Here is a 17181-nt window from a genome sequence, read left to right as displayed (position 1 = left end):
ACGCAATGGGACTCGAAGAGAAGCTGCCGAGCGGCTTCCTGCTGACCACCGTCGAGCAGGCCGCGGGCTGGGTGCGTAAGTCGTCCATGTTCCCGGCGACCTTCGGACTCGCCTGCTGCGCCATCGAGATGATGACGACGGGCGCGGGCCGCTACGACCTCGCCCGCTTCGGCATGGAGGTCTTCCGCGGGTCGCCCCGCCAGGCCGACCTCATGATCGTGGCCGGCCGCGTCAGCCAGAAGATGGCTCCGGTGCTGCGGCAGGTCTACGACCAGATGCCGAACCCGAAGTGGGTCATCTCCATGGGCGTCTGCGCCTCGTCCGGCGGGATGTTCAACAACTACGCGATCGTGCAGGGCGTCGACCACATCGTTCCGGTCGACATCTACCTGCCCGGCTGCCCGCCGCGCCCCGAGATGCTCCTGGACTCGATCCTCAAGCTGCACAAGCACGTGCAGGGCGAGAAGCTCGGCGTGAACCGCGAAGAGGCCGCCCGCGAGGCGGAGGAGGCGGCGCGCAAGGCGCTCCCGACGATCGAGATGAAGGGGCTCCTGCGTTGACGGACCAGAACAACAAAGACGACAGCAACGCCAACGGGGAGAACGGGAACGGCTCCGTGCCCGCGCCCCGTCAGGATCCCGGCGAGGCCATCGGAGTCCGCCGCGGGATGTTCGGCGCCAGCACCGGTGGTGACACCTCGGGTTACGGCGGCCTCGTCCGTACGGTCCGTCTGCCCGGTGCGAGCCGGCGTCCCTACGGGGGCCCACGCGGCGGAGCCGCATATGGAAGCTTCGACGAGGTGGCGGACGAGCTCGAAGGCGCCCTGGAGGAGCAGGGACTTGCTCCCGAGGAGGCCATCGAGAAGACAGTCGTCGACCGCGGTGAGATCACCTTCCACATCGCGCGCGAGCACCTCGTCCAGGTCGTACGGACGCTCCGCGACGACCCGGCGCTGCGCTTCGAGCTGTGCACCGGGGTCAGCGGCGTGCACTTCCCCGGCGACAAGGGCCGGGAGCTGCACGCGGTCAACCACCTGCGTTCGATCACTCACAACCGGATGATCCGGATCGAGGTCAGCGCGCCGGACAGCGATCCGCACATCCCGTCGATCGTCGAGGTCTATCCGACCAACGACTGGCACGAGCGCGAGACGTACGACTTCTTCGGCATCGTCTTCGACGGCCACCCCGCGCTGACGCGGATCATGATGCCCGACGACTGGCAGGGCCATCCGCAGCGCAAGGACTACCCGCTCGGCGGCATCCCCGTCGAGTACAAGGGCGCCCAGATCCCGGCTCCCGACCAGCGGAGGTCGTACAGCTGATGAGCACTTCCACGCACGCACCCGCGGGCATCCGCGAGACCACCGAGGGCACCGTCTACGACGTCACCGGGGGCGACTGGGACGAGGTCGCAGCCGCTGCCGCCAGGAGCGACGACGAGCGGATCATCGTCAACATGGGCCCGCAGCACCCCTCCACGCACGGCGTGCTGCGGCTCATCCTCGAGATCGACGGTGAGACGGTCACCGAGGCCCGCTGCGGCATCGGCTACCTGCACACCGGCATCGAGAAGAACCTCGAGTACCGGACGTGGACGCAGGGCACGACGTTCGTGACGCGCATGGACTACCTGACGCCGTTCTTCAACGAGACGGCGTACTGCATGGCGGTCGAGAAGCTGCTCGGCATCGAGGACGACATCCCCGACCGCGCCAACGTCATCCGCGTCCTGCTGATGGAGCTGAACAGGCTCTCCTCGCACTTGGTGGCCATCGCCACCGGCGGCATGGAGCTCGGCGCGACGACCGTCATGATCTTCGGCTTCCGCGACCGCGAACTGGTCCTGGACCTGTACGAGTTGATCACCGGCCTGCGGATGAACCACGCCTACATCCGCCCCGGAGGCCTCTCCCAGGACCTTCCGCCCGGCACGGTCGACGCGCTGCGCGAATTCCTGAAGAAGATGAAGAAGAACCTGCCCGAGTACGACGCGCTGTGCTCCGGCAACCCGGTCTTCAAGGCCCGCCTCCAGGACATCGGCTACCTCGACCTGGCCGGGTGCATGGCGCTCGGCGCCACCGGCCCGATCCTGCGCTCCGCGGGTCTCCCGCACGACCTGCGCAAGTCGCAGCCGTACTGCGGCTACGAGACGTACGACTTCGAGGTGCCGACGCTCGACACCTGCGACTCCTACGGGCGCTTCCTGCTCCGGCTGGAGGAGATGCGCCAGTCCCTGCACATCATCGAGCAGTGCATCGACCGCCTGGAGCCCGGACCGGTCATGGTCGGCGACAAGAAGATCGCCTGGCCCGCGCAGCTCGCGCTCGGCCCGGACGGTCTCGGCAACTCGCTGGACCACATCAAGAACATCATGGGCACCTCCATGGAGGCCCTGATCCACCACTTCAAGCTGGTCACCGAGGGCTTCCGGGTCCCGCCGGGCCAGACCTACGCGGCGGTGGAGTCCCCGAAGGGCGAACTCGGCGTGCACGCCGTGAGTGACGGCGGCACCCGTCCGTACCGCGTGCACTTCCGTGACCCCTCCTTCACCAACCTCGAAGCCATGGCGGCGATGTGCGAAGGCGGCCAGGTCGCCGACGTGATCGTGGCCGTGGCGTCCATCGACCCCGTGATGGGAGGCGTCGACCGATGACCACCGCGCCCGACCGGGGCAGCGCCCCCGAAGCACCGATGCTCGGTATCCCCGCGATGCCGGCGCCGGACTATCCGGCGGACGTGCGCGAGCGGCTGGAGCCGGACGCACGGGAGATCATCGCCCGCTACCCCAACAGCCGCTCCGCACTGCTGCCCCTGCTGCACCTCGTGCAGTCCGAGGAGGGGCACGTCACGCCCACCGGGCAGCGCTTCTGCGCCGAGATGCTGGACCTGACGACGGCGGAGGTGAACGCCGTCGCGACGTTCTACTCCATGTACCGGCGCAAGCCCTCCGGCGACTACCAGGTCGGTGTCTGCACCAACACGCTGTGCGCGGTGATGGGCGGCGACGCCATCTTCGACGACCTCAAGCAGCACCTGGGCGTGGGCAACAACGAGACCACCGAGGACGGCAAGGTCACGCTGGAGCACATCGAGTGCAATGCGGCCTGCGACTACGCGCCCGTCGTGATGGTCAACTGGGAGTTCTTCGACAACCAGACGCCCGAATCCGCCCGCCGGCTCGTCGACGATCTGCGCGCCGGACGTGAGGTCCTGCCGACCCGAGGTGCGTCGATGTGCACCTTCAAGGAGACGGCCCGCATCCTCGCCGGCTTCCCCGACCAGCGCCCCGGCGCCGTCGAGGCGACCGGCGGCGGCGGTGAACCGTCCATCGCCGGACTGCGGTTGGCCAGGGGCGAAGCGCCCGCCGGCAGGCTCGCGCATCCGCGGGGCCCGGCCGGTCCCGCCGAGCAGCCCATGCCGCTCCCGGGTGAGGAAGCCCCGCAGAGCCACCCCAGTTCGCACGATCTGCCCCAGTCGACGTCCGCGTCCGATCCGGCCAGCGAAGCCAACCCGGTGCGGCCGGAGTCGGGGGAGGAGAGCGAATAATGGCGACCGAATCCCCCAAGACGCTGCTCACCCCGGTCCTCTCCGCGCACTGGGACGACCCCGAGGCGTGGACGCTGGAGACGTACAAGAAGCGCCACGACGGATACGCCGGTCTGGCCAAGGCCCTCGCCATGCCGCCGGACGACGTGATCGCGTACGTGAAGGACTCCGGCCTGCGCGGCCGCGGCGGCGCGGGCTTCCCGACGGGCATGAAGTGGCAGTTCATCCCGCAGGGCGACGACAAGCCTCACTACCTGGTCGTCAACGCCGACGAGTCGGAGCCGGGCACCTGCAAGGACATCCCGCTGATGTTCGCCAACCCGCACTCCCTCATCGAGGGCATCATCATCGCCTGCCACGCGATCCGCTCCTCCCACGCGTTCATCTACCTGCGCGGCGAAGTCGTCCCCGTACTGCGGCGGCTGCACCTGGCCGTGCGCGAGGCGTACGAGGCGGGCCTCCTCGGCCGGAACGCACTGGGTGAGGGCAAGCACCTCGAACTCACCGTGCACGCGGGCGCGGGCGCGTACATCTGCGGCGAGGAGACGGCGCTGCTCGACTCCCTGGAGGGGCGCCGGGGCCAGCCGAGGCTGCGGCCGCCGTTCCCGGCAGTCGCCGGTCTCTACGCGTGCCCGACCGTCGTGAACAACGTCGAGTCCATCGCCTCGGTCCCCGCCCTGATGAACAAGGGCAAGGAGTGGTTCCGCTCCATGGGCAGCGAGAAGTCCCCGGGCTTCACGCTCTACTCGCTCAGTGGCCACGTCGCGGGCCCCGGCCAGTACGAGGCGCCGCTCGGCATCACGCTCCGCCAACTGCTGGAGATGAGCGGCGGCATGCGGCCCGGCCACCGGCTGAAGTTCTGGACGCCGGGCGGCTCCTCGACGCCGATCCTCACCGACGAGCACCTCGATGTGCCGCTCGACTACGAGGGCGTCGGCGCCGCCGGCTCCATGCTCGGCACCAAGGCGCTGCAGTGCTTCGACGAGACGACCTGTGTCGTACGGGCCGTCACACGCTGGACCGAGTTCTACGCCCACGAGTCCTGCGGAAAGTGCACGCCCTGCCGGGAAGGCACGTACTGGCTCGTCCAGTTGCTGCGCGACTTCGAGGCCGGCAAGGCCACCAAGGCCGACATCGACAAGATCGACGACATCCAGGACAACATCAACGGCAAGTCGTTCTGCGCACTGGGTGACGGCGCGGCCTCCCCGATCTTCTCGTCGCTGCAGTACTTCCGCGAGGAGTACGAGCAGCACATCGAGGAGGGCGGCTGCCCCTTCGACCCGGCGAAGTCGGTCATCTGGGCCGACGGCCACCACGACAGCGCTCACCCGGAGGTGAAGGCGTGACAGTCACCACAGACGCGAAGACCTCCTCGGGGGGCGACGGACCACCGCCGGAGGACCTGGTCTCGCTCACCATCGACGGCGCCGAGATCTCCGTGCCCAAGGGCACGCTGGTCATCCGGGCCGCCGAGCAACTGGGCATCGAGATCCCGCGCTTCTGCGACCACCCGCTCCTCGACCCGGTCGGCGCCTGCCGGCAGTGCATCGTCGAGGTCGAGGGCCAGCGCAAGCCGATGGCGTCCTGCACCATCACCTGCACCGACGGCATGGTCGTCAAGACGCAGCTGTCGTCGCCGGTCGCTGAGAAGGCCCAGCGCGGTGTGATGGAGCTGCTCCTCATCAACCACCCGCTGGACTGCCCCGTCTGCGACAAGGGCGGCGAGTGCCCGCTGCAGAACCAGGCGATGTCGACCGGCGAGTCGGACACGCGCTTCGAGGGCGCCAAGCGCACCTTCGCCAAGCCGGTGCCGATCTCCGACCAGGTGCTGCTGGACCGCGAGCGCTGCGTGCTGTGCGCGCGCTGCACCCGCTTCTCCAACCAGATCGCCGGCGACCCGATGATCGAGATGCTCGAGCGCGGCGCGCTCCAGCAGATCGGCACCGGCGAGGGCGACCCCTTCCAGTCGTACTTCTCCGGCAACACGATCCAGATCTGCCCGGTCGGCGCGCTGACCTCGGCGGCGTACCGCTTCCGTTCGCGCCCGTTCGACCTGGTCTCCTCGCCTTCCGTGTGCGAGCACTGCTCGGGCGGCTGCGCGACCCGTACCGACCACAGGCGCGGCAAGGTCATGCGGCGCATGGCCGGCTTCGACCCCGAGGTCAACGAGGAGTGGCTCTGCGACAAGGGCCGCTTCGGGTTCCGCTACGCGCAGCGTTCCGACCGCCTCACCACGCCGCTCGTGCGCGGCGACGACGGCGAACTGGCCCCGGCCAGCTGGCCGGAGGCGCTGGAGGCGGCGGCCCGCGGGCTGGCCGGTGCGCGTGGACGTGCGGGTGTGCTGACCGGTGGCCGCGTCACCGTCGAGGACGCCTACGCGTACGCGAAGTTCGCCCGCGTCGCCCTGGGGACGAACGACATCGACTTCCGCGCACGCGTCCACTCCCGCGAGGAGGCCGAGTTCCTGGCCTCCCGGGTCGCCGGCCACGGCCGCGACCTGGACGGCGCGGGCATCACCAACAGCGCCCTCGAGGCCGCGCCCGCGGTACTGCTCGTCGGGTTCGAGGCCGAGGAGGAGGCGCCCGGCGTCTTCCTGCGGCTGCGCAAGGCCATGCGCAAGTACGGCCAGCGCACCTTCTCCCTCGCCTCGTACGCGACTCGCGGTCTGGAGAAGGCGGGCGGCACGCTGCTCCCGGCCGCACCGGGCACCGAGACCGAGTGGCTGGACGCGCTGTCCGGACGGGTCGGGCTCGAGGAGTCCGGCGAGGCCGCGGCCGACGCGCTGCGCGCCGACGGTTCGCTGATCATCGTCGGTGAGCGGCTGGCGGCCGTGCCCGGTGCGCTGACCGCGGCGGTGCGTACGAGCGCCGCGACCGGCGCCCGGCTGGTGTGGGTCCCGCGCCGCGCCGGCGAGCGCGGCGCCATCGAGGCGGGCGCGCTGCCGACGCTGCTGCCCGGCGCACGTCCCGCCTCCGACGCACGCGCCCGCCACGAGGTCGCGCGAGCCTGGGGCCTGGCCGAACTGCCCGCCGGAACGGGCCGGGACACGGCAGGCATCATCGATGCCGCCGTGGACGGTGAGCTCGCCGCGCTCGTCGTCGGCGGCGTCGAACTCGCCGACCTGCCCGACCCGGCGCGTGCCGCACAGGCGCTGGACGAGGTGGGCTTCCTCGTCAGCCTGGAGCTGCGGCCGAGCGACGTCACCTCACGGGCGGACGTCGTCCTCCCGGTCTCCGCCGTCGTGGAGAAGTCCGGCACCTTCCTCAACTGGGAAGGCCGGGCACGGCCGTTCGAGGCGTCGCTCAAGGCGGACCAGATGACGCGCCGCCACGTGCAGCCCGACGCGCGGGTGCTGCACATGCTCGCCGACGCTCTCGACGTGCACCTGGGCCTGCCCGACGTCCGCACGATCCGCGGCGAGATCGACAGGCTCGGCCAGTGGGACAGGCAGGCGGCGGACCCGCACGGCGTGCCCGGCCAGGCCTCCTCGGCAACGTCGTCCAGCGGGTCCTCGACACCGCAGGCCGGCAAGGGTGAGGCGGTGCTCGCCGGACACCGGCTGCTGCTGGACCAGGGGCGGCTCCAGGACGGCGACGAGGCACTGGCCGGCACCAGGCATCCCGCACGCGCGAGGCTCTCCAGGGCCACCGCGGCCGAGGCGGGCGTCGCCGACGGCGAAGTGCTGTCGGTCTCCGGGCCGCTGGGCAGCGTCCAGCTCCCGCTAGAGATCACGCAGATGCCGGACCGCGTCGTGTGGCTTCCGCTGAACTCGGTGGGCGGCGGCGTCCAGGCGGACACGGGCGCCCTCCCGGGTGAGCTGGTCCGCATCGCGGCGGCACCGGCAGCGCGCGATCGCGCCGTAGACGAGGAGGTGGGCGCGTGAGCGCGCTCTCGCACATCCATCAGTCCGGCATGTTCCTTGCCGAGGAGGACCTGTCCTTCTTCGGCAAGGACCCGATCTGGCTGATCGCGCTCAAGGCCGTCTTCTGCTTCGCGTTCCTGATGCTGACGGTCCTGATCTCCATCGTCATGGAGCGCAAGGTCGTGGGCTGGATGCAGCTGCGCATCGGTCCCAACAGGCACGGCCCCTGGGGCATGCTCCAGTCGCTGGCCGACGGCATCAAGCTGATGCTCAAGGAAGACGTCGTCGTCAAGGGAGCCGACAAGGTCGTCTACCTGCTGGCGCCGGTCCTCGCGGCCATTCCCGCCTTCCTGGCGATCGCGGTCATCCCGTTCGGGCCCCCGGGCAACGAGGTCTCCATCTTCGGCACCCGTACCGCGATGCAGCTCACAGACCTTCCGGTGGCCGCGCTGTACATCCTCGCCACCGCCTCCATCGGCGCGTACGGCGTCGTCCTCGCGGGCTGGTCGTCGAACTCGACGTACCCGCTGCTCGGAGCCGTCCGCGCCACCGCGCAGGTCATCAGCTACGAGATCGCGATGGGGCTCAGCTTCGCCGCCGTCTTCCTCTACTCCGGCTCGATGTCGACGTCGGCGATCGTGGACGCGCAGCAGGACACCTGGTTCGCGGCGCTGTTGCCGGTGTCGTTCCTCATCTACATGGTCTCGATGGTCGGCGAGGCGCACCGCGCCCCGTTCGACATGCCGGAGTCCGAGGGCGACCTGGTCGCCGGCTACCAGACCGAGTACAGCTCGATCAAGTTCGCGCTGTTCATGATGGCCGAGTACGTGCACATCGTGACGCTCTCCGCCCTCGCGGCCACCCTGTTCCTGGGCGGCTGGCGGGCGCCGGCGCCGATCTCCACGTACTGGGAGGGCGCCAACCACGGTTGGTGGCCGCTGCTCTGGTTCTTCCTCAAGGTCTGCGCCCTGATCTTCTTCTTCGTCTGGATCCGCGGCACGCTCCCGCGTGTGCGCTACGACCAGTTCATGAAGCTGGGCTGGAAGGTCCTCATCCCTGTCTCCCTGGTGTGGCTGATGCTCGTCGCCACCGTGCGGGCGATGCGCAACGAGGGTTACGACTTCGCGGGGATCGTCTACTGGGTCGCCGGCGCGGCCCTGGCGATCCTGCTGATCTCCTTCGTCATCGACGTCTTCCGCGGACGCAAGGAGGAGGCCGAGGACGAGGCCGCCAAGAAGGAGGCGGACTCCGAGGTCTTCGATCCGATGGCGGGCGGCTTCCCCGTACCGCCGCTGCCCGGGCAGACCCTGCCGCCGGTGCCGCGTCGCCGCTCGCGCCACGACCGTGCGCTGGTCGGGCCGTCCGGTGCGTCCGAGCCCGCGGACGGTACGGACCGGGACGGGCAGTCCGCCCAGAAAACTGACGGAAAGGAGGCCGACGGTGCCTGACAACGACCCCGAGGGGATGCACCCCGAGACCCCCCGCAGCTCCGTGGCCGGCTTCGGCGTGACCTTCAAGGGCATGTTCAAGAAGCGGCTGACCGAGCAGTACCCGGAGTACAAGAAGCCGACGGCACCGCGCTTCCACGGCCGCCACCAGCTCAACCGGCACCCCGACGGGCTCGAGAAGTGCGTCGGCTGCGAGCTGTGCGCATGGGCCTGCCCGGCGGACGCCATCTACGTCGAGGGCGCGGACAACACAGATGAGGAGCGTTACTCGCCGGGTGAGCGCTACGGCCGCGTCTACCAGATCAACTATCTGCGCTGCATCCTGTGCGGCCTGTGCGTCGAGGCGTGCCCGACCCGCGCGCTGACGATGACGAACGAGTACGAACTCGCCGACTCCTCCCGCGAATCGCTCATCTACACCAAGAAGGAGCTGCTCGCGGGCCTGGAGGAGGGCATGGTCGACTCCCCGCACGCCATCTTCCCGGGCATGACGGAGAAGGACTACTACCGCGGGCTCGTGACCGAGGCGGCAGCCGGCACCGAACGGCAGCCGGTGACCGACACGGGCGACCCGCAGGAGTCGGCCGGGACCTTCGGCTCGTCCGAGCCGGCAGCCCAGCCCGTGGTCACCGAGGCCCCCGTCTCCCACGCCGACGGTGTCGACCCCTCCTCGCGCGACGCCGCCGAGGCGGACGTCGCCCTGCAGGGCGCTGCCGCGCGGGCCGAGGGCAACCGCTCCGGGAACGACTCGAAGGAGGGTCGGTGACCATGCCCGCCATGGCGGCCATGCCGCATTCCGCCGCCGCGTTCGAACTCGCGGCCACGTCCACCTCGCCGGGTGAGACAGGGGCGTTCTGGGTTCTGGGCACCGTGGCCGTGCTCGGCGCGCTCGGCACCGTGCTGCTGCGCCGCGCCGTCCACTCGGCGCTGTGCCTCGCGGGCACCATGGTGATCCTGGCGCTCTTCTACCTCGCCAACGGCGCGTACTTCCTGGGCATCGTGCAGATCGTCGTCTACACCGGCGCCGTCATGATGCTCTTCCTCTTCGTGCTGATGCTGGTGGGCGTGAGCACCGCCGACTCGCTCAAGGAGACCCTCAAGGGCCAGCGCTGGCTCGCGGCCGCCTGCGGACTCGGGCTGGGCATCCTGCTCGTCTCCGGCATCGGCCAGGCCTCGGTGCACTCCTTCGAAGGGCTCGCCTCGGCCAACGCGGGCGGGAACGTACCGGCGCTGGCCAGCCTGCTCTTCACCAAGTACGTGGTGGCGTTCGAGGTGGTGGGCGCCCTGCTCACCGTGGCCGCCGTCGGCGCGACGCTGCTGACGCACCGGGAGCGCATCGAGACGAGCAAGTCGCAGCGCGAGCAGGCCGAGGAGCGCGTCAGGCGGGGCACGCAGCTGCCGCCGCTGCCCGCGCCCGGCGTGTACGCGCGGCACAACGCCGTCGACCGTCCCGGCCTGCTCCCCGACGGCACGCCCTCCGAGCTGACCATCAGCGCGACGCTGCGCCAGCGCGGCCAGGTGCGCGAGGTCGGCAAGGAGGCGCTGCACCGGGTCGCCGCGCTCGAGCAGCGCACGGCCGACAGCCATGGTCAGACCGAGCACACCGGACGGATGTACGGCGAACCTCACGACCCGGAGCGGGACGTGCAGGACGCCGACGACGCGGGAGAAGGCGGCCCTGAGGCCCGCAAGGCCCGGGAAGGGGAGGCCGCGAAGTGAGCCCCGTCAACTACGTCTATCTCGCCGCGGTGCTGTTCACCATCGGCGCCGCCGGTGTGCTGATCAGGCGGAACGCGATCGTGGTGTTCATGTGCATCGAACTGATGCTGAACGCGGCGAACTTGACCCTGGTCGCCTTCTCCCGCATCCACGGCAATCTCGACGGCCAGATCATGGCGTTCTTCGTCATGGTCGTCGCGGCCGCCGAGGTCGTGGTCGGGCTGGCGATCATCGTGATGATGTACCGCTCCCGCCACTCGGCCTCGGTCGACGACGCCAGCCTGATGAAGCTGTAAGGGGTACGAACCAGTGGAGTCATTGATCGGACTGCTCGTCGGCTTCCCGCTGCTGGGCGCGGCGGTGCTGCTGTGCGGCGGCAGGAAACTCGACCGGAGCGGGCACTGGCTGGGCGTGCTGCTCTCCGGGGCCTCGTTCGTGATCGGCGTCGTCCTCTTCGCCGGAATGCTGGGCAAGCCGGCCGAGGAACGGTCCCTGCACCAGCACCTGTTCAGCTGGGTGCCGGTGGAGAGCTTCCAGGCGGACGTCGCCTTCCAGCTCGACCAGCTGGCCATGACGTTCGTGCTGCTGATCACCGGTGTGGGCACGCTGATCCACATCTACTCGGTCGGCTACATGGAGCACGACGTCGGCCGCCGCCGCTTCTTCGGCTATCTCAACCTGTTCCTCGCGGCGATGCTGCTGCTCGTCCTCGCCGACAACTACCTTCTGCTGTACGTCGGCTGGGAGGGCGTCGGCCTCGCCTCGTACCTGCTCATCGGCTTCTGGCAGTTCAAGCCGAGTGCGGCGGTGGCGGCGAAGAAGGCGTTCCTGGTCAACCGCGTCGGTGACGCGGGCCTGGCCATCGCCATCTTCCTGATGTTCACGACCTTCGGCACCTTCAGCTTCGCGCCCGTGCTCGGCAACGCTACGGACGCCGGCGAGGGCAAGCTGACCGCGATCGGGCTGATGCTGCTGCTCGCCGCGTGCGGCAAGTCCGCACAGGTGCCGCTGCAGTCCTGGCTCGGTGACGCGATGGAGGGCCCGACGCCGGTCTCCGCCCTCATCCACGCCGCGACGATGGTGACCGCGGGCGTCTACCTCATCACCCGCTCCGGGGCCATCTTCAACGGGGCGCCGGACGCGCAGACCGCGGTCGTCGTGGTCGGCGCGGTCACGCTCCTCTACGGTGCGATCGTCGGTTGCGCGAAGGACGACATCAAGAAGGCGCTGGCCGGTTCGACGATGTCGCAGATCGGCTACATGGTGCTGGCGGCCGGACTCGGCCCGATCGGCTACGCGTTCGCCATCATGCACCTCGTCACGCACGGCTTCTTCAAGGCGGGCCTCTTCCTCGGCGCCGGTTCCGTGATGCACGGGATGAACGACGAGGTCGACATGCGCAAGTACGGTGGCCTGCGCAAGTACATGCCGGTCACGTTCGTGACGTTCGGGCTCGGCTACCTCGCCATCATCGGCTTCCCCGGCCTGTCCGGCTTCTTCTCCAAGGATCAGATCATCGAGGCCGCGTTCGCCAAGGGCGGTACGCAGGGCCTGATCCTCGGGGCGGTCACGCTGGTCGGCGCCGCGATCACCGCGTACTACATGACGCGCGTGATGCTGATGACCTTCTTCGGCGAGGAGCGCTGGCGCGGGCAGGAGAACGAGCCGCACCCGCACGAGTCCCCGAAGGTCATGACGATCCCGATGATCGTGCTCGCCTTCGGATCGGTCTTCGCGGGCGGCCTGTTCAAGGCCGGCGAGTCCTTCGTCCACTGGCTGGAGCCGGTCACGCAGTTCGAGCACGGCCACTCGCCGTTCTCCGCGGCAGCGGTGACGGGCGCGACGGTCGTGGCGCTTCTCCTCGGCGTCGCCGGGGCCTGGCTGCAGTACGGGCGCCGGCCCGTGCCGTCGGTGGCCCCGCGCGGCAGCCTGCTGACGCGTGCGGCCCGTCGGGACCTGCTCCAGGACGACATCAACCACGTCGTTCTGGTCAAGCCCGGCGAGTACCTGACGCGCGGGCTGGTCTACGCCGACAACAAGGTGGTCGACGGAGCCGTCAACGGCACCGCCGCGGCCTTCGGCGGCCTGTCCGGCCGCACGCGCCGGATCCAGAACGGTTTCGTCCGCTCGTACGCGGTCTCGATGTTCGGCGGCGCGGCGATCCTGGTCGCCGCGACCCTGCTGATGAGGGCGGTCTGAGTCTCATGTCTGTAGCAAGCGCAGGATTTCCCCTGCTGACGGTCACGGCCGCGCTGCCCGCGGTCGGCGCGGTCGCCACGGCGGCCGTGCCCGCCGCCAAGAGGAACGCCGCGAAGTGGGTGGCGCTGCTCTTCTCCGTGGCGACGCTCGTCTCGTCGCTGGTCGTGCTGGCCCGCTTCGACCCGGGCGGTGCGCGGTACCAGCTCACCGAGTCGCACGCGTGGATCGCGGACTTCGGCGTGCGGTACGAGGTCGGTGTCGACGGCATCGCGGCCGTACTGATCGCGCTCACCGCCCTGCTGCTGCCGTTCATCATCGGGGCGGCCTGGCACGACGCCGACGAGCTGGAGCCCGCGCGGCCCAACCGGCGGTGGCGTCCCACCCAGGGCTTCTTCGCGCTGATGCTCGCCACCGAGGCGATGGTGATCATCTCCTTCGCGGCGACGGACGTCTTCCTCTTCTACGTCTTCTTCGAAGCGATGCTCATCCCGATGTACTTCCTCATCGGAGGCTTCGGGGACCGCGCGCACGCGGCGGGCGAGGAGGAGGCCGCGAAGCAGCGCTCCTACGCGGCCGTGAAGTTCCTGCTCTACAACCTCGTCGGCGGCCTGATCATGCTGGCCGCGGTGGTCGGCCTCTTCGTCGCCACCTCAGACCAGCTCGGCGAGGGCACGTTCTCGCTGCAGAGGATCCTGGAGGCCCGCGCGGACGGCGGCTTCCAACTCGACACGAACATCGAGCGGTTGCTCTTCCTGGGCTTCTTCTTCGCCTTCGCGGTGAAGGCGCCACTGTGGCCGCTGCACACGTGGCTGCCCAACGCGATGGGCGAGGCGACGGCGCCGGTGGCCGTGCTGATCACCGCGGTCGTCGACAAGGTCGGCACCTTCGCGATGCTCCGCTTCTGCCTCGGCCTCTTCCCGGAGGCGAGCAAGTGGGCGACGCCGGTGGTGCTCGTGCTGGCGCTGGTGAGCATCCTCTACGGTGCGCTGCTGGCCGTGGGCCAGCGGGACATGAAGCGGCTGATCGCCTACGCGTCCATCTCCCACTTCGGCTTCATCATCCTCGGCGTCTTCGCGATGACCAGCCAGGGCCAGAGCGGCGCCACGCTCTACATGGTCTTCCACGGCGTCTCCACCGCCGCGCTGATGCTGGTGGCCGGCTTCCTCATCAGCCGCCGGGGCTCGCGTCTCATCGCGGATTACGGCGGCGTGCAGAAGGTCGCGCCCGTGCTCGCGGGGACGTTCCTCGTCGGAGGCCTGGCGACGCTGTCGCTGCCGGGGCTGGCACCATTCATCAGCGAATTCCTGGTGCTGGTGGGCACGTTCAGCCGCTACCCGGTGGCGGGCGTCGTCGCGACGGTGGGCATCGTCCTCGCCGCGCTGTACGTACTGCTGATGTACCAGCGCACGATGACGGGGCCGGTGGAGAAGCCCGAGGTACGGGCCATGCCGGACCTGCGGGTGCGTGAACTTGCCGTGGCGGCACCGCTCGTCGCGCTGCTGATCTTCCTCGGGGTCTTTCCGCAGCCCCTGACCCAGATCGTGAACCCGGCCGTCGAGCACACGCTCTCGGACGTGCAGAATAAGGACCCGGAACCGGACCACCCCGTCGCCGAGACGGGCCGGTCCGACAACAAGCCGGCTGAGCACGCCGGAGGTGACCACGAGTGAGCGCGGTGGTAACGGCGGGGACGGCAGCGACTGTCCCCAGCCTGTGGACACTGGGGGCCGAGCAACTCCAGGCCCCGAAGATCGAGTACGCGCAGCTGTCCCCGACGCTGATCGTGCTGGGGGCGGCCGTCATCGGCATCGTCCTCGAGGCCTTCCTTCCCCGGAAGCTGCGCTACGGCGCGCAGTTGATCCTCACGGCGCTCGGCCTCGCCGCCGCCTTCGCGGCGGTGCTGGGCCTCGCGGTGACGGGGCACGCGACGACCAAGGCCGCGATCGCGGGCATGGGCGCCATCGCCGTCGACGGGCCGACTCTCTTCCTGCAGGGCACGATCCTGCTGGTCGGGCTGGTCTCGGTCTTCGTCTTCGCCGAGCGCCGGCTCGAGCCGCGCTCGCACAAGGGTCAGGCCCACGTCGACTCCTTCGCCGCGCAGCCCGCGTCGGTGCCGGGCGGCGAGGGCGAGCGGGAGGCCACCAAGGCGGGCTGGACGACCACAGAGGTCTATCCGCTGCTGCTCTTCGCGGTCGGCGGCATGCTCATCTTCCCCGCAGCCAACGATCTGCTGACCCTCTTCATCGCGCTCGAGGTCTTCTCCCTCCCGCTCTACCTGCTGTGCGCGCTGGCCCGCCGCCGGCGGCTGCTCTCGCAGGAGGCGGCGGTCAAGTACTTCCTGCTGGGCGCCTTCTCCTCGGCGTTCCTGCTCTTCGGTGCGGCACTGCTGTACGGATACGCAGGCACCGTCAGCTACTCGGGCATCGCCCGCGTCATCGGCAACGCCGACCGGGCCACGAGCGCGATCCTCGCCGAGACCACCGGGAACGACGCGCTGCTGCTGATCGGCGGCGCCATGGTCGTCATGGGCCTGCTGTTCAAGGTCGGCGCCGTGCCGTTCCACATGTGGACCCCGGACGTCTACCAGGGCGCCCCGACACCGGTCACCGGCTTCATGGCGGCCGCGACGAAGGTGGCCGCGTTCGGCGCGCTGCTGCGTCTGCTGTACGTGGTGCTGCCGGGCCTGCGCTGGGACTGGCGTCCCGTGATGTGGGGTGTCGCGATCCTCACGATGCTGGCGGGCGCGGTCGTGGCCATCACGCAGACCGACATCAAGCGGCTGCTGGCCTACTCGTCGATCGCGCACGCGGGCTTCCTGCTCGCCGGTGTCATCGCCACGTCGCGGGACGGGGTCTCCTCGGTGCTGTTCTACCTGGGCGCCTACTCGTTCGTGACGCTGGGCGCCTTCGCCGTTGTGACGCTCGTACGGGACGCGGGCGGTGAGGCGACGCACCTGTCCAAGTGGGCCGGGCTGGGCCGCCGTTCGCCGCTGCTGGCGACGGTCTTCGCGGTGTTCCTGCTGGCGTTCGCGGGCATTCCGATGACGTCCGGATTCGCGGGCAAGTTCGCGGTGTTCAAGGCGGCCGCGGAGGGCGGCGCGGGCGCGCTCGTCGTCGTCGGTGTGATCGCCTCGGCGATCGCGGCCTTCTTCTACATCCGCGTGATCGTGCTGATGTTCCTCAGCGAGCCGAAGACGGACGGGCCGACGGTCGCCGTCCCCAGCGTATGGACGACATCGGCCATCACCGTCGGCGTGCTGGTGACGATCGTGCTGGGCGTCGCACCGCAGTACTTCCTGGACCTGGCGAACCAGGCGGGTGTCTTCGTCCGTTAGCCGCGGTCACCTTCACGCCACGCCGCTGCCCGGCACCCCCAACGGGGGCCGGGCAGCGGCGTTTTCAGCGGACCGGGCGCCTGCTAGCTTGACGTGGCCCTGCTAAATGGCGGGCCGGAGCCGGAGAACTGCGAAGGAGTACGCGTGCGCACGACAGCGCGGAGGGCAGCGGGGACGGTGGCCGTGATCGCGGTCGGCGCGCTGCTGGTGAGCGGCTGCGGAAGCAGCGACGACGACGGCGCCAAGAGCGACAAGGGACAGGGCGGGGGTGGCAAGCCGGAGGCGTCCGCGTCCGAGTCAGCGCAGAAGCCGGACAAGCCGTCCGGCGAGGCCTCCGAGCAGGCCCCCGACGACGCAACGGACGACGGCAACAGCGGCGGGTCCGGCAAGTCCGGGAAGCTGACGGGCATCTGGAAGGCGAAGGGCAAGCAGTACGTGCTCACTTTCGTCGGCGACAAGGTGACGCTGCTGCGCGAGCGGGGGAGGAACTGCACGGGCTCCCTCGGTGACGCTGCCGGGCAGAAGAGCCTGACGCTCAAGTGCCCCGACGGCGGGGACCAGAGCCGTACGAACGGCACGGTCGGCGCGGTCGAGTCCAAGTCGATCAAGGTGACCTGGAAGGGCGGGACGACGGAGGTCTACGCCCGCGTCTCCGACGTCCCGGTGAAGCTGCCCGAGGAGAACTGACAGACACCGAGCGGCCGGTTCCGGCGCCGACCCGTTGTCGGCGGGACCGGCCGCCAACGGGTCGCGACCGGGTCCGCGTTGGGCGCGCTGGGTGCAGTGGCCCGCCGTGGCCCCCCGGCTCCGGCCCTCCACGGCCGCACGGCGGAGAGAGCTCTCGTTCCCCGGGATGTGCCGCGTGCTCCCGTTCCCGCCGCGCGGCGGGAACGGAGGACCGCCCCGGCGGCCGACGACATGACCCCGGCCGGCACCGCACTTCGTCGGACTGCTCTACCTGCCGTTGGTCGCCTGGGGCCCAATGCTGACCGCACTGGCCGCTTCGTACCACCGGCGGCGCCGCGGTGCACGCCGGCCGGACCTGCGAGCGGCGGTGGCCGGCGGGCC

Annotated in this window: 14 protein-coding genes; all 14 read left to right on the top strand. The window is 70.0% G+C overall.

Annotated features, from left to right (window positions below):
• Positions 1 to 5: 5 nt before the first annotated feature.
• Positions 6 to 560, top strand: coding sequence for a NuoB/complex I 20 kDa subunit family protein (locus I004_RS0125925; RefSeq protein WP_028437888.1), 555 nt, complete (start codon positions 6 to 8; stop codon positions 558 to 560).
• Complete coding sequence (locus I004_RS0125920) at positions 557 to 1324, top strand: NADH-quinone oxidoreductase subunit C (RefSeq protein ID WP_028437887.1); 768 nt, start codon at positions 557 to 559, stop codon at positions 1322 to 1324. The genes I004_RS0125925 and I004_RS0125920 overlap by 4 nt, the downstream gene beginning before the upstream one ends.
• Positions 1324 to 2655: an NADH-quinone oxidoreductase subunit D gene (locus tag I004_RS0125915; protein WP_028437886.1), complete on the top strand. Its 1332-nt coding sequence runs from the start codon at positions 1324 to 1326 to the stop codon at positions 2653 to 2655. Before I004_RS0125920 ends, I004_RS0125915 begins: the two co-directional genes overlap by 1 nt.
• Positions 2652 to 3548, top strand: coding sequence for an NADH-quinone oxidoreductase subunit NuoE (gene nuoE, locus I004_RS0125910; RefSeq protein ID WP_028437885.1), 897 nt, complete (start codon positions 2652 to 2654; stop codon positions 3546 to 3548). The genes I004_RS0125915 and nuoE overlap by 4 nt, the downstream gene beginning before the upstream one ends.
• The gene (gene nuoF, locus I004_RS0125905) at positions 3548 to 4897 is read left to right on the top strand and encodes an NADH-quinone oxidoreductase subunit NuoF (RefSeq protein ID WP_028437884.1); all 1350 of its coding nucleotides are present in this window, start codon (positions 3548 to 3550) and stop codon (positions 4895 to 4897) included. Before nuoE ends, nuoF begins: the two co-directional genes overlap by 1 nt.
• A complete protein-coding gene (locus tag I004_RS0125900; protein WP_028437883.1) occupies positions 4894 to 7434 on the top strand; it encodes an NADH-quinone oxidoreductase subunit G in 2541 nt (846 codons plus the stop codon). The genes nuoF and I004_RS0125900 overlap by 4 nt, the downstream gene beginning before the upstream one ends.
• Before the next feature lie 29 nt (positions 7435 to 7463).
• Entirely contained in the window at positions 7464 to 8861 is a 1398-nt protein-coding gene (gene nuoH, locus I004_RS0125895) for an NADH-quinone oxidoreductase subunit NuoH (protein ID WP_051345460.1), read from the top strand.
• A 16-nt stretch (positions 8862 to 8877) separates the two neighbouring features.
• The gene (gene nuoI / locus I004_RS36085) at positions 8878 to 9627 is read left to right on the top strand and encodes an NADH-quinone oxidoreductase subunit NuoI (protein ID WP_078511831.1); all 750 of its coding nucleotides are present in this window, start codon (positions 8878 to 8880) and stop codon (positions 9625 to 9627) included.
• Positions 9628 to 9629: 2 nt separating this feature from the next.
• The gene (locus tag I004_RS0125885) at positions 9630 to 10580 is read left to right on the top strand and encodes an NADH-quinone oxidoreductase subunit J (protein ID WP_486580375.1); all 951 of its coding nucleotides are present in this window, start codon (positions 9630 to 9632) and stop codon (positions 10578 to 10580) included.
• A complete protein-coding gene (gene nuoK, locus I004_RS0125880) occupies positions 10577 to 10876 on the top strand; it encodes an NADH-quinone oxidoreductase subunit NuoK (protein ID WP_028437880.1) in 300 nt (99 codons plus the stop codon). Before I004_RS0125885 ends, nuoK begins: the two co-directional genes overlap by 4 nt.
• Positions 10877 to 10889: 13 nt before the next feature.
• On the top strand, positions 10890 to 12779 hold the full coding sequence (gene nuoL / locus I004_RS0125875) for an NADH-quinone oxidoreductase subunit L (protein WP_028437879.1): 1890 nt from the start codon (positions 10890 to 10892) through the stop codon (positions 12777 to 12779).
• Positions 12780 to 12784: 5 nt separating this feature from the next.
• Positions 12785 to 14449, top strand: a complete 1665-nt coding sequence (locus tag I004_RS0125870) for an NADH-quinone oxidoreductase subunit M (protein WP_037977849.1) — start codon at positions 12785 to 12787, stop codon at positions 14447 to 14449.
• A gap of 5 nt (positions 14450 to 14454) precedes the next feature.
• The gene (gene nuoN, locus I004_RS0125865; protein ID WP_106965444.1) at positions 14455 to 16113 is read left to right on the top strand and encodes an NADH-quinone oxidoreductase subunit NuoN; all 1659 of its coding nucleotides are present in this window, start codon (positions 14455 to 14457) and stop codon (positions 16111 to 16113) included.
• Between the two features lie 144 nt (positions 16114 to 16257).
• On the top strand, positions 16258 to 16800 hold the full coding sequence (locus I004_RS0125860; RefSeq protein ID WP_158677100.1) for a hypothetical protein: 543 nt from the start codon (positions 16258 to 16260) through the stop codon (positions 16798 to 16800).
• Positions 16801 to 17181 lie beyond the last annotated feature (381 nt).

This window comes from Streptomyces sp. TAA486 (assembly GCF_000426165.1).
The sequence above is the reverse complement of the archived record's forward strand: the minus strand, read 5'-3'. Positions and strand labels throughout refer to the sequence as shown.